The 12,977-nt window shown below is 68.5% G+C and carries 9 protein-coding genes; 7 read left to right on the forward strand and 2 right to left on the reverse strand.

Annotation, left to right across the window (positions count from 1 at the left end; all coding sequences use genetic code 11):
• The first annotated feature begins 7 nt into the window (after window positions 1-7).
• On the forward strand, window positions 8-598 hold the full coding sequence (locus U0042_RS23915) for an antimicrobial peptide resistance and lipid A acylation PagP (protein WP_114813718.1): 591 nt from the start codon (window positions 8-10) through the stop codon (window positions 596-598).
• A gap of 60 nt (window positions 599-658) precedes the next feature.
• Here the strand turns inward: U0042_RS23915 and U0042_RS23920 are convergent, their stop codons facing one another.
• Together U0042_RS23920 and U0042_RS23925 are read right to left on the reverse strand one after the other, a co-directional pair.
• Window positions 659-4,660 carry an FtsK/SpoIIIE family DNA translocase gene (locus U0042_RS23920; protein ID WP_114813622.1) on the reverse strand — a complete coding sequence of 1,334 codons (4,002 nt, stop codon included), beginning with the start codon at window positions 4,658-4,660 and terminating at the stop codon, window positions 659-661.
• A 173-nt stretch (window positions 4,661-4,833) separates the two neighbouring features.
• A complete protein-coding gene (locus tag U0042_RS23925) occupies window positions 4,834-5,373 on the reverse strand; it encodes an META domain-containing protein (protein ID WP_198665381.1) in 540 nt (179 codons plus the stop codon).
• Between the two features lie 224 nt (window positions 5,374-5,597).
• On the opposite strand from U0042_RS23925, the gene purT reads away from it, so the two are divergent.
• The 6 genes from purT (at window position 5,598) to U0042_RS23955 (ending at window position 12,880) form a co-directional block, all read left to right on the forward strand.
• Window positions 5,598-6,821: a formate-dependent phosphoribosylglycinamide formyltransferase gene (gene purT / locus U0042_RS23930; RefSeq protein ID WP_114813618.1), complete on the forward strand. Its 1,224-nt coding sequence runs from the start codon at window positions 5,598-5,600 to the stop codon at window positions 6,819-6,821.
• 138 nt (window positions 6,822-6,959) lie between these two features.
• Window positions 6,960-7,148, forward strand: coding sequence for a DUF6726 family protein (locus tag U0042_RS23935; RefSeq protein ID WP_232833500.1), 189 nt, complete (start codon window positions 6,960-6,962; stop codon window positions 7,146-7,148).
• Window positions 7,149-7,191: 43 nt separating this feature from the next.
• Window positions 7,192-7,581 carry an MliC family protein gene (locus U0042_RS23940; RefSeq protein ID WP_157977874.1) on the forward strand — a complete coding sequence of 130 codons (390 nt, stop codon included), beginning with the start codon at window positions 7,192-7,194 and terminating at the stop codon, window positions 7,579-7,581.
• A 239-nt stretch (window positions 7,582-7,820) separates the two neighbouring features.
• The gene (locus U0042_RS23945; protein WP_114813610.1) at window positions 7,821-9,485 is read left to right on the forward strand and encodes an acetolactate synthase large subunit; all 1,665 of its coding nucleotides are present in this window, start codon (window positions 7,821-7,823) and stop codon (window positions 9,483-9,485) included.
• Between the two features lie 62 nt (window positions 9,486-9,547).
• Complete coding sequence (locus U0042_RS23950; RefSeq protein ID WP_114813608.1) at window positions 9,548-10,984, forward strand: aldehyde dehydrogenase family protein; 1,437 nt, start codon at window positions 9,548-9,550, stop codon at window positions 10,982-10,984.
• A 453-nt stretch (window positions 10,985-11,437) separates the two neighbouring features.
• The gene (locus U0042_RS23955; protein ID WP_114813606.1) at window positions 11,438-12,880 is read left to right on the forward strand and encodes a DEAD/DEAH box helicase; all 1,443 of its coding nucleotides are present in this window, start codon (window positions 11,438-11,440) and stop codon (window positions 12,878-12,880) included.
• The last annotated feature ends 97 nt before the right edge of the window (window positions 12,881-12,977 follow it).

Consider the following 12,977-nt stretch of genomic DNA (forward strand, 5'->3'; position numbering starts at 1 on the left):
ACGCGCGATGAGAACGAAGCAGGCAGGCAGAACGTTCGGCGCGGCAGCGGGGCTCGCAACGCTGGCGCTCGTTTCGCCGCTCGTCGTGAACGAGGCGCATGCAGGCTGTCCGTCTTCGTCGGCGCTGATCGAGGCTGCGTGCAACCGCGTAGCGCGCGTCGCCGAAGAGGGCACGTGGGACCTGTATCTCACCGGCTACGGCTGGCACATCGACGGTTATAGCGCAGACGACCGTCGCCATCTCAACGCGCAGTCGTGGGGCGGCGGCGCGGGCAAGCACTTCACGGACGCGAACGGCAACGAAGACATCCTGTTCGCGTTCGTCTTCATGGACTCGCACAACAACCCGGAGCCCATCGGCGGCTGGGCGCGCCAGTGGTACACGCCGCCCGTGCTGGGCGGCCTTTCGATCGGTGGGGGGTACTTTGCGGGCTTCACGGCACGCAGCGACATCCTGCATTACCTGCCGGTGCCGCTCGCGCTGCCCGTGGCGTCGATCCGCTACGCGAAGGCGTCTGTGATGGGCGCGTTCATTCCGCGCGTGCCGGGTGTGAGCAAAGGCGACGTCGCGTTCTTCTGGGCGCGCTACGAGTTCTGAACGTGTCCGCGCGAGACAACGGCGTGCGCCTCGCGGCTCATTCCGGCGTCATTGCGTCCATCATTCCGCCGGCCCGGGCGCGAGCACTTCGCGGCTGCCGTTGATGCCCATCGGCGACACGAGCCCCGCTGTCTCCATCTGTTCGACGAGCCGGGCAGCGCGGTTGTAGCCGATGCGCAACTGACGCTGCACCGACGAGATCGAGGCACGCCGCGTACGTACCACGAAGGCCACCGCTTCGTCGTAGAGCGGATCGGCTTCGGCATCCGGCGCGTCCCCGAACAGGTCCTGCTGGCCGCCCTCCGGCGCCGGGCCGTCGAGAATGCCTTCCTCGTACTCGGGCTCGCCGAACTGCTTCAGGTACTCGACGACGCAATGTACTTCCTCGTCCGCGACGAACGCGCCGTGCACCCGCTGCGGATAACCGGTGCCCGGCGGCAGGAACAGCATGTCGCCCTGGCCCAGCAGCGACTCGGCGCCCATCTGGTCGAGGATCGTGCGCGAGTCGATCTTCGACGACACCTGGAACGCGACGCGCGTCGGAATGTTCGCCTTGATGAGCCCCGTGATGACGTCCACCGACGGCCGTTGCGTGGCGAGAATCAGGTGGATGCCCGCGGCGCGCGCCTTCTGCGCGAGCCGCGCGATCAGCTCTTCGATCTTCTTGCCCGCCACCATCATGAGGTCGGCGAGTTCGTCGATCACCACGACGATGAGCGGCAGCGCCGAGAGCGGCTCCGGCGCTTCGGGCGTGAGCGAGAACGGGTTGCCGATCTTCTTGCCCTTCGCGTCCGCGTCGCGAATTTTCTGGTTGAAGCCGGCCAGATTGCGCACGCCCACGGCCGACATCAGCTTGTAGCGCTTCTCCATTTCGCCCACGCACCAGTTGAGCGCGTTGGCGGCGAGCTTCATGTCGGTGACGACAGGCGCGAGCAGATGCGGAATGCCCTCGTAGACCGAAAGCTCCAGCATCTTCGGGTCGATCATGATGAGCCGCACTTCCTCGGGCGTCGCCTTGAAAAGCAACGAGAGGATCATCGCGTTGATAGCGACCGACTTGCCCGAACCCGTGGTGCCGGCCACGAGCATGTGCGGCGCCTTGGCGAGATCCGTGACGACCGGATGCCCCGTGATGTCTTTGCCCATCGCGATGGTGAGCTTCGAATGCGAGTGCTGATACAGGCTCGATTCGAGAATCTCGGAGAGCCGGATCATCTGGCGGCGCGCATTCGGCAGCTCGAGGCCCATGCACGTTTTGCCCGGAATGGTCTCCACCACGCGAATGGACGTGAGGCCGAGGCCGCGCGACAGGTCTTTCATGAGGCCGACGATCTGGCTGCCGCGCACGCCCAGCGCGGGCTCCACCTCGAAGCGCGTGATGACGGGCCCGGCCGACGCCCCCACCACGCTCACCGGCACCTTGAATTCCTGCAGACGTTGCTCGATCAGCTGGCCGGTCTGCGCGAGCTGCGCGTCGGACACGGGCTCGATGCTCGCATCGGCGGGTTCGAGCAGATCGAGCCCCGGCAGTTCGACACGCGACGCCGACGGCGCGCGGAATTCGAAGGTGGCGTGCGCGTGACCGCGCAACGGTGCACGGGCGCCAGCGGCGGCGGTTTCCGGCGTGCCGGCTGGGTCGCTTTGGGGCGTCACCTGCGTCGGGGGGCGCTCCGAGGCGTCGAACGTTGCGGCCGTTTCTACGGCCGTGTGAGTGACCGGAGCGAGCGTAGCGACGGTGCTCACGGTGAGGGGGGGCGACGACGGCGCGACATCGGCGGCATCGTCGGCACTCGGCGCGGATGCGGCACCCGTCGCCGTCGCGGTCGCGAGGTGGGATGCGACCGGGCCGGCTGGTACTTCAGACGCTTCTGACGCTTCATCATTCCGTCCCGGCTCCGGCTCGACGAGCGAGAACGCCGGGCGCGCCGTTGCGGACGGCGTGTCGTGCCACGGCGCGAGCGGCGGCTCGCCGGCGACGTTGCCCTGCGTGGACGCGGGGCCGGGAAAGCGCACGACGTTCGACGAAACCGCGAGCGCCACCGGCGCAAGCGAGGCAGTCGACTGCGTTGCCGGTTCGGTCGCCGTTACGCCGATGGCCGGCTGCGTGTTGGCTGACGTCGATTGAACGACGTCATCGGACAGCGCCGGAAGCTGGCGCGTCGTGGCGTCAGGCGCCATTGCGGTGGGCGCCGGCGTCACGTGCGGCTGCGGTGCGCTGGGAGCGGTGGCGAGCGAAGGCTCCGTTGCGGCGATGTCCATCGCGCTGGGCACGGACGCGGCAGGCGCAAGCGCCGAGTGAGCGGCTTGCGTGGCGACTGTGTCCGTGGAGTCCATTGCATCCGTTTCGCTCGGCGCATCGGTCAGTTGCTGACTGTGCCCGGCATGCGGCGCAGCTTGCGCTTCCGCCTGTGGCTGCGGGGACGCGGTCGCAGCGGTGGCGCCGCTATTCACCGCTTCCACGTTCCCACGGCGCGCAAGGCTCGCGCCGGCAAGCGAAGTCCAGCGCGCGGTGTTTTCCTCGATGCTGCGCAGCGTTTCCTGCACGGTCGAGGAAAGCGGCTGTCGCTCGGCTTCGTCGATGGGCGCGGGGCGCGAGTAAGCCGGCGCGGGCATGCGGTTGGGCCGCGCGGATGTGCCGGCGGGCGGCGCACCGACATTGCCTGCCGTCGTCGGCGATGCGGCGTCGTGTGCGCCAGCCACCCAAACCGGCGGCGCTGACGGCTGGCCCGAGGACGCCGGAAATGCCGCGTCCGAAGTCGCTGCGGCATCTGCACCGGACGCCGAATCCTGGCCCAACGGCAAACCAGAAGCCGCACCCAGGCTCACGTCCGCTGCACCAGCGCCGGTTGCAGCCAGCCCGCTCGCGCTTGCCGCTTCACCTTGTCGCGCAAGGGCAGACGATTGCGGGAGCGGCTTTGCATTGTGAACGCCCGATCGCGGTGCGCCGGCAGGGGCCGGTTCGCGCCGTACCGGCCCGTACGGCGGAATGCCGCGTGCGGCGAGCAGTTTCGACGTAGCCGCCGTAGCGCCCAGCGCGCTGCCCGCACGCGGTGAGGCTGATCCTGGCGTCGACGTGGCGACGGCGCTGGAGAAGCTGTTTGTCGGCGCCGCTGTGCCAGCGCGTGGCGTCGTGGCACGCGTTTGCGCGACGGTCGAATCGATGGCAGCGCGAGGCGCAGAGGCCACATGGCCCGGCGCGGTCTGTTCCCGCAACCGGCCGGAAGGCATGGAAGGCACAGACGGCGTGGCTTTCGGCGACACAGGCGCAGACAGCGGCTCATTCTGCACGCGGGCCGCCGCACTCATCGCCCGGCCAACAGAACCCGCAGGCACAGCAGGAGCCGCAGCGGAACCCGCAGACCGCGCCGCCGGCGCCGTCTGCCGGACAGGACTCGAGACGATTCGATCCATCGCCGCAACGGGCGGCGTAGCAACGGTGCCTGCGGCCAGCGCCGCGGCAGACCCGGCGCCGGTCGCGGCCGATGCCGCCGTTGCCGCACGTCCCGTCGCGGCGGGGCGCCAGACAGTGGGCCGCGCGTAGCGGCCCGTACTGCGCGGCGCCATGGTATTCACCGCGGGCGCGGTGTGCGAGGCGAGCGATTCGTCGGGTTCGGCGCGCCGCATCCGCGGCTCTCCGCCGCGGCTGCCTCGGGCGCGGGACTCGCGCGGCTCGCGTGGTTCACGCGGCGCTCGGCCGGCACCGAGCCCCAGTCCGAACGCGGCATCGGCCCAGGCAAACGCCTCGCTCCAGCGAAAGTCCAGCAGCCACGGTAGGCTCACGAGGAACAGCACCGCCATCGCGACCGGCGTGCCGATGTGGCCCAGCAGTTTTCCGAAAGCACCGGTGAGGCCGTGGCCCAGCGCGTCGCTGCCCGCGATGCCGATAAGCGTCGCCTCGAGCGCCATGCTCGCGACCAGCACGCCAACGAAGCCGAGCCACAGGCGAATCGTTCCCGGTCCGCGCAGCCCGGCGCCGCCCGGCAGCACGGATTTGGCGAGACGCCAGAAAAGAGGGAGAAACCACAGGGCCGATGCGCCGAACCAGCCGAAAACCGTGTGCATGCCAGACATCAACGAATGAGGGGGGAAACCAACCTGCCGAGCAACTTGCCGAGTTTAACCGCTGAAGCCGGACACTTCTGAGACAGCCCGCTGCGAGCCGACGAAGCGGGCGAAGCGTTGCGCCGCGGCGGCGCGACCACGGGTACCGCGAATACCGTCAATACCCGCTGGCCTTACTTTGCACGTCGCGCGAAAGTCAGCGTGCTGCCGTCGTCGAGCACGAGCAACAGTTGCTGCGGGTCGCGCATCTGCACGCCCGAGCGGTCGATGTGCGAGAGGGCGGCGAGGTAGTCGCCCTCCATCTGGCCGGCGGGCGTGGCGCAGGCCATGCGCGTGCCGGCGAGCGGCCCGAAGCCGAGCTTGCCGTCCTTCAGCGTGTAGCTGCCCATGTAGCGGTTGCATCCGGAAAAGCCGCCCGCGCGGCGCTGTCCCGTTGCCGTCGACAGGTCGAGCGTAATGGACTTGGTACCTTCGCTGTGCGGGACGTCCCGCGCGGTGCCGTCCGCATTCTTCCAGCCCGTCAGTTCCCATTGCGTGTCGTCGAGCAGTTGCGTCGCCGCAGGGTTGAACGGATCGGGCGCCGGCGCGGAGGCGTCGGGATGTTTGGGCAGCGCGCAGGCCGCGAGCGCGACGCACACGAGCGCGGCAAGCGCCGCCTTGCGCGACACGGCGGTCTGAACGGTGAGGCGCGCAATGCTTCGCGCGCGGAACATGGGGACCATGAAGCTGTTCCTCTTCGGACGGACGAAGGTGTAAGAGTACCCTGGCGGCTTCGCGGCACGCGAGCCGCGCCGGTGTCGGACGAACGCAGGACCGGCCGAGGCCGATGCGCGTATCGCACCGCGCTGCGGGCCGCCGCAGGGGTTTCGTGCGGGGCGCGCATGTTAACATCGGTGGCACTTTCTTTCACATCCGCTTCACACTCTCTGGAGACTTCATGCAGATCGGTCAACGGATCGGCACGCCGCTTTCGGCAACGGCCACGCGCGTCATGCTGTTCGGCGCGGGCGAACTCGGCAAGGAAGTGATCATCGCGCTGCAGCGGCTCGGCGTGGAGGTGATCGCGGTCGACCGTTACCCCAACGCGCCGGGGCATCAGGTGGCCCACCGCGCGCACGTGATCGACATGACGGACCCGCAGGCGCTGCGCGCGCTGATCGAGCAGGAACGGCCGCATCTCGTGGTGCCCGAAATCGAGGCCATCGCCACCGATGCGCTCGCCGCCGTGGAATCGGACGGCCTCGCCGAAGTCATCCCCACCGCGCGCGCCACCCAGCTCACCATGAACCGCGAAGGCATCCGGCGCCTTGCCGCCGAGGAACTCGGCCTGCCGACGTCGCCCTACGCCTTCGCCGACTCGCTCGAAGAACTGCGGGCCGGCATCGCGAAGGTCGGTTACCCGTGCGTCGTGAAGCCCGTGATGTCGTCGTCGGGCAAGGGCCAGTCGGTATTGCGCAGCGACGCCGACGTGGAACCGGCCTGGCAGTACGCGCTCGCGGGCGGGCGCGTGAACCGGGGGCGCGTGATCGTGGAGGGCTTCATCGACTTCGAGTACGAGATCACGCAACTTACCGTGCGCGCCGTGGACCCGGCCACGCAAGCCGTCAGCACGTATTTCTGCGACCCGATCGGCCACGTCCAGGTGGCAGGCGACTACGTCGAGTCGTGGCAGCCGCAGCCGATGAGCGAGAAGGCGCTCGCGCGCTCGCGCGAGATCGCGCAGAAGGTGACGACCGCGCTGGGCGGCCGGGGCATCTTCGGCGTCGAGCTGTTCGTGCGCGGCGACGAAGTGTGGTTCTCCGAGGTGAGTCCGCGTCCGCATGACACGGGGCTCGTGACGCTCGCCTCGCAGCGCTTCTCGGAGTTCGAATTGCACGCGCGGGCCATTCTCGGCCTGCCCGTCGATACGGCGCTGCGGGCGCCCGGCGCGTCGGCGGTGATCTACGGCGGGCTCGAAGAGCCGGGCATCGCGTTCGAGGGCGTCAGCGAGGCGCTCGCCGTGCCGGGCACGGACCTGCGCCTTTTCGGCAAACCCGAAAGCTTCGTGAAGCGCCGCATGGGCGTGGCGCTGGCGACCGGCGCCAATATCGGCGAGGCGCTCGAGCGCGCCAAAGAGGCTGCCTCGCGCGTGCGCCCGGTCTCAGGAGAGGCCGGTCAGTAAGCCCCAGAGCGCGGCGAACGAACGAGGCAAAGGCCGCGCGGGTCAGGGCGGTTACGAGGGCGGGGCACGAAGGAGGGATCGATGAAGCCAGCATCCTGCTACACCGGCGACGGTCACCATGCGCCTCGCGCCCTGGGTATTGTTCGTCTCGCCGGGCGCGCTGCGGCGTGCGCTGTGCTCGGCGTCGCGCTGATCGCGGGTCTGGGCGGATGCGGGCTCGCGGCGGCGCCATGCCGCATCGCGTCCGCGGGTTTGAAAATCGTACCGGTAGTGGGCCATGCCGCCGCCGCGCCCACCGATGCATGTGCCGACGTCATCGATCCGTAACGTCTTTACGCGCGCCACGACGGCGCGAGCGGCGGAGAACGACATGAAGAAGAACCGCAAGCGGCCTGTCGCATTCGCCGCCACTCTCGCAACCACGCTGACGCTCGCCGCCGCGGACGGCAACGCCGCGCCCGGGCCGCTCAGCATCGGCGAGATCCAGACGCAGGCGCGGCACACGTTCCGCTACACCTGCTCGAGCGGGCGCACGTTCAAGGTCTCGTATCTGAGCGCCGCCAACGGCCAGAGCTTTGCCGTCTTGCCGGTGAACGGACGCGCCATGCTGTTCGTCAACACGCTCGCGGCCTCGGGCGCGAAGTACCAGGCCGATCGCTACACGTGGTGGACCAAGGGGCCGCGCGCCGACCTCTACGACGCCACGGCCGGCGAGAACGCGCCGCCCATCCTCGCCGACTGCGTCACCATCCAGCGCTGATCCGCGCGGCCTGGAGGCACGGCTGAGAGGCACACACCCTGCCGCCCAGCGCGCACCTATTCCCGCCCGGTAGTAATCTGTGACCCGCGCACCGCGCCGATGCCGACCTGCATCGGCGCGACGTGCCGCACGGTTCTCTCTTTTTTCGATCGTCCGGTTGCGAACTCCCGGCGCGGGCATGGGCACGTGGACTGCTGCCTCCTGCGGGCGAACGCGCCGTCACTGACGCGAGACTCCCCATGAAAGCATCGGATCTGTTCGTCAAGGCACTGGAAGCGGAAGGCGTCGAGTACGTGTTCGGCATTCCAGGCGAAGAAAACCTCGATCTGCTCGAGTCGCTGCGCCGCTCGAAAATCAGGCTCGTCGTGACGCGCCACGAGCAGGCCGCCGGCTTCATGGCGGCCACCTACGGGCGCCTGACCGGCCGCACGGGCGTGTGTCTCGCGACGCTCGGCCCCGGCGCCACCAATTTCGTCACGGCCGCCGCGTACGCGCAGCTAGGCGGCATGCCCATGCTGATGGTGACCGGCCAGAAGCCCATCAAGACCAGCAAGCAGGGACATTTCCAGATCGTGGACGTGGTGCGCATGATGGAGCCGCTTACCAAATACACGCGGCAGATCGTCTCGATCGGCAACATTCCGGCGCTCGTGCGCGAAGCGTTCCGGCGCGCCGAGGACGAGCGGCCCGGCGCCGTGCATCTCGAACTGCCCGAAGACGTCGCGGACGAAGAAGGCGACGGCAAGCCCATTCCGAAGAGCTTCAGTCGCCGCCCCATCGCCGAGGAAAAAGCGGTGACGCACGCGGTGGCCGCCATTGCAAAGGCGCGTCATCCGCTCCTGATGATCGGCGCGGGCGGCAACCGCAAGACCACGCGCAAGGAACTGCGCGAGTTCGTCGACCAGATCGGCATTCCGTTTTTCACGACGCAGATGGGCAAGGGCGTGATCGACGAATCGCATCCGCTGTGGCTCGGCAACGCCACGCTGTCCGACGGCGACTTCGTGCATCGCGCCATCGACCACGCCGACTGCATCATCAACGTGGGCCACGACGTGATCGAGAAGCCGCCGTTCTTCATGCGCAGCGTGGATGCGGGCGAGAAAACGGTGATCCACGTGAACTTCCTCGGCGCCGAAGTGGACCCGGTGTACTTCCCGCAGATCGAGGTGGTGGGCGATATCGCCAACACGCTCTGGCAGTTGAAGGAGAGCCTGAAGGCGCGGCTCGAACGCGGCGAGCCGCAGTGGGACTTCGCGCGCTTCACCGAGATCAAGCAGCACTTCGAGGAACACCTCGCGCGGGGTCAGCACGACGAGCGCTTCCCGATGTACCCGGTGCGCGTGGTGCACGACGTCTACGAGACGATGCCGGTGGACGGCATCATCTGTCTCGACAACGGCATGTACAAGATCTGGTTCGCGCGCTACTACCGCGCGCACGAGCCGAACGCGCTGCTGCTCGACAACGCGCTCGCCTCGATGGGCGCCGGGCTGCCCTCGGCCATCGCGACGAAGATCGTGCATCCCGAGCGCAAGGTGATGGCCGTGTGCGGCGACGGCGGCTTCATGATGAATTCGCAGGAACTCGAAACGGCGGTGCGGCTGAAGCTCGATCTCGTGGTGCTGATCCTGCGCGACGACGCGTTCGGCATGATCCGCTGGAAGCAGGAGAACATGAATTTTCCCGACTACGGCATGACGCTGCGCAATCCCGATTTCGTAGAGTACGCGAAGAGCTATGGGGCGCAGGGCCATCGCATCGCGGCCGCGGACGAACTCGCGCCGCTCGTGCGCGAATGCTTCGCGGCGCCTGGCGTGCATGTGATCGACGTGCCGATCGACTACTCGGACAACGAGCGTGTGCTCAACCGCGAGATCAAGCGGCTGTCGGCGCAGATCTAGGCGCGGGGCCGGGCGCACCGCCGCGCTGCTCTCTCAACCCAGGCTTCAAGGAGAACTCGACCATGTTGAAACCGGCTTATCCGTATTACCTCGCCAACGAGGCGGTGGCGGCCAACACCGATCTCGAAGTCACCGACAAGTACAGCGGCGAAGTCGCTACGCGCGTCGCGCTCGCGGACGCGAAGGCGATCGACGCGGCTATCGGCGCCGCGGTCGCCGCGTTGCCGGCGCTGCGCGCGTACCCGCCGTTCAAGCGCCAGGCCGTGCTCGAACATTGCGCGAAGCGTTTTCGCGAACGCTTCGACGAACTCGCGATGGCGCTGTGCATCGAGGCGGGCAAACCGATCAACGATTCGCGCGGCGAAGTCACGCGGCTCATCGACACCTTCAAGGTGGCGGCCGAAGAGTCCGTGCGGATCGACGGCGAGATCGTGAACCTCGAAATCTCGCCGCGCGCGAAGGGCTACCGCGGCTACGTGAAGCGCGTGCCGATCGGCCCGTGCTCGTTCATCTCGCCGTTCAACTTTCCACTGAATCTCGCCGCTCACAAGGTGGCGCCCGCGCTCGCCGCCGGCGTGCCGTTCGTGCTCAAGCCGGCGAGCCGCACGCCGGTGGGCGCGCTCATCATCGGCGAAGTGCTGGCTGAAACGGACCTGCCGAAAGGCGCGTTCTCGATCCTGCCCGCGCATCGCGACGGCGCGGACCTCTTCACGACCGACGAACGTTTCCGCCTGCTCTCGTTCACGGGCTCGCCCGCGGTGGGCTGGGACCTGAAGCGCCGGGCGGGCAAGAAGAAAGTGATCCTGGAGCTGGGCGGCAACGCGGCGGCCATTGTGGACGCCGACCAGCGCGACAAGCTCGACTACGTCGTGGACCGGCTCGCCTTCGGCGCGTTCTACCAGTCCGGCCAGAGCTGCATCGGCGTGCAGCGCATCCTCGCGCACGATGCGATCTACGACGCGCTGCGCGAGAAGCTGATTGCGAAGACGAAGTCGCTCAAGATGGGCGACCCGAAGGACGAGCAGACCTTCGTCGGGCCGATGATCTCGGAGTCCGAGGCCCGGCGGCTCTCTGGCTGGATGGACGCGGCCGTGAAGGACGGCGCGAAGATCGTGGCGGGCGGCCGGGTGGAAGGCGCGATGTTCGAGGCGACGCTGCTGGAGAACGTGGGGCGCGCAAGCGACCTCTACCGCAAGGAGGCGTTCGGGCCGGTCGCGATCCTGGAGCGCTTCCACGATTTCGGCGAGGCGCTGGACACCGTGAACGACAGCGACTTCGGTCTGCAGGCCGGCGTGTTCACCAATTCGCTCGCGCATGCCCATCGCGCGTGGGACGCGCTCGAAGTGGGCGGCGTGGTGATCAACGACGTGCCGTCGTTTCGCGTCGATAACATGCCGTATGGCGGCGTGAAGGACTCGGGCCTCGGCCGCGAGGGCGTGCGCTACGCGATCGAAGACATGACCGAGTTGCGGCTGATGGTCATGCGCGAGACGTGGTGAAGACGGCGAGGGCGGGAGGCTGGAGTGGCAAGTGCGCGGTGATTGCGGCATGGGCGCCGCCTGGGTGCACACGGGGCACCCCGAGCCGCAGCCGGACGGCTCGGCGCGACGACCGTGCGCCGGCGCCGCGCCCGCCGCCACAGCCGCCTCCCCTGGCCATCCGGCCAGGGGGTGGTACGGGCGCTGCGGTGCTACAATGTCGGCCTTTGAGCGTGCCTGCCGGGATGCCGGGACCTCGGCGTCTCAGGCTCCGCAGAAAGGCCGCCGCCCGGAGCTTCCGGGCCACGCATGCGCGCTTCACATCCGATTCATGCCTGATTAGCCCGTGCGGGAATTTCGCGGCAGCGAACGGTTCCACCTTCATTCCGATGCTTCGAGCGGCTTCATGCCGCCACGTAGCGGCCCGAGCGGCCGCCGCGCGCCCAAGGGGGCGCCTTTTTAGCGAAAGCCACCATGTCCGACACAGCTGTCCAGCCCAGCACTTCGACCTTCGACCAGTTCGGCCTTGCGCCCGACATCCTCAAGGCGATTGCCGACCAGGGCTACACGACTCCCACGCCCATCCAGGCGCAGGCGATTCCGGTCGTGCTCGCCGGGCGGGACGTCATGGGCGCGGCGCAGACCGGCACCGGCAAGACCGCGAGCTTTTCGCTGCCGATCATCCAGCGGCTGTTGCCGTCGGCCAGCACGAGCGCGTCGCCGGCGCGCCATCCGGTGCGCGCGCTGATCCTCACGCCCACCCGCGAACTCGCCGACCAGGTCGCCGCCAACGTGCGCGCCTACGCCCAGCACACGCCGCTGCGCAGCGCGGTGGTGTTCGGCGGCGTGGACATGAATCCGCAGTCGGCCGAGCTGCGGCGCGGCGTGGAAATCCTGATCGCGACGCCGGGGCGCCTGCTCGACCACGTGCAGCAGAAGACCGCGAACCTGGGCCAGGTGCAGATGCTCGTGCTCGACGAAGCCGACCGCATGCTCGACATGGGTTTCCTGCCCGACCTGCAGCGCATCCTGAACCTGCTGCCGAAGGAGCGCCAGACGCTGCTCTTCTCCGCCACGTTCTCGCCCGAAATCAAGAAGTTGGCGGCCACTTACTTGCGCAACCCGCAGACCATCGAGGTGGCGCGCAGCAACTCGACGGCCACGAACGTCACGCAGATCGTCTACGAGGTGGCCGAGGGCGACAAGACGGGCGCGGTCGTGCAACTGATCCGCGAACGCGGGCTCAAGCAGGTGATCGTGTTCTGCAACAGCAAGATCGGCGCGAGCCGGCTTGCGCGCCAGCTGGAGCGCAGCGGCGTGGTGGCCACGGCGATTCACGGCGACCGCACGCAGAGCGAGCGCATGCAGGCGCTCGACGCCTTCAAGCGCGGCGAGATCGAGGCGCTCGTGGCCACGGACGTGGCGGCGCGCGGGCTCGACATCGCGGAGCTTCCCGCCGTGATCAACTTCGACCTGCCGTTCAACGCCGAAGACTACGTGCACCGCATCGGCCGCACGGGCCGCGCGGGCGCGTCGGGCGATGCCCTGTCGCTGTGCAGCCCGAACGAGCGCAAGCAACTGGCCGACATCGAAAAGCTGATCAAGCGGCCCATCGAGGTGCAGCGTCTGACCGTGGACGTGCCGGTTGCGCATCACGAGGAGCGTGGCGGCCGGCGCGAGCGCGATGGCCGCACGGAGCGGACGGGGCACCGGCGGTCCGCGTCGTTCGACCGGCCGCACCACCGCCAGGCCGCGCCCGTCGACGATTTCTTCCTCAAGCCTTATGAGCCGTCGGCCTCCTCTGCCGGCAAGGCCGAAGACAACGCCGCCCCGGCGCCGCAGAAAAATGCGTCGAAGCAGCCGCTCGCCGCGTTGCTGGGCGGCTTCGGCATGGCACGCAAGGGTTCTTCGTCCTGAGATACGTCACGGCCTGATCGCGGCCGGCAGGCTCGGCTTCGTCCGGCTTCGCTCGTCGTGATGCGGCGGTCACGCCGTCTGCACGCTCCGGGCGACG

The organism is Paraburkholderia kururiensis, assembly GCF_034424375.1.
GTDB classification, from domain to species: Bacteria; Pseudomonadota; Gammaproteobacteria; order Burkholderiales; family Burkholderiaceae; genus Paraburkholderia; species Paraburkholderia kururiensis_A.

Excerpts from the sequence above, each read along its gene's own strand:
- U0042_RS23940 (WP_157977874.1), top strand. The coding sequence starts at position 7,192 with ATGAAGAAGAACCGCAAGCGGCCTGTCGCATTCGCCGCCACTCTCGCA.
- U0042_RS23955 (WP_114813606.1), top strand. The coding sequence starts at position 11,438 with ATGTCCGACACAGCTGTCCAGCCCAGCACTTCGACCTTCGACCAGTTC.
- U0042_RS23950 (WP_114813608.1), top strand. The coding sequence starts at position 9,548 with ATGTTGAAACCGGCTTATCCGTATTACCTCGCCAACGAGGCGGTGGCG.
- U0042_RS23920 (WP_114813622.1), bottom strand. The coding sequence starts at position 4,660 with ATGCACACGGTTTTCGGCTGGTTCGGCGCATCGGCCCTGTGGTTTCTC.
- U0042_RS23945 (WP_114813610.1), top strand. The coding sequence starts at position 7,821 with ATGAAAGCATCGGATCTGTTCGTCAAGGCACTGGAAGCGGAAGGCGTC.
- U0042_RS23915 (WP_114813718.1), top strand. The coding sequence starts at position 8 with ATGAGAACGAAGCAGGCAGGCAGAACGTTCGGCGCGGCAGCGGGGCTC.
- purT (WP_114813618.1), top strand. The coding sequence starts at position 5,598 with ATGCAGATCGGTCAACGGATCGGCACGCCGCTTTCGGCAACGGCCACG.
- U0042_RS23925 (WP_198665381.1), bottom strand. The coding sequence starts at position 5,373 with ATGTTCCGCGCGCGAAGCATTGCGCGCCTCACCGTTCAGACCGCCGTG.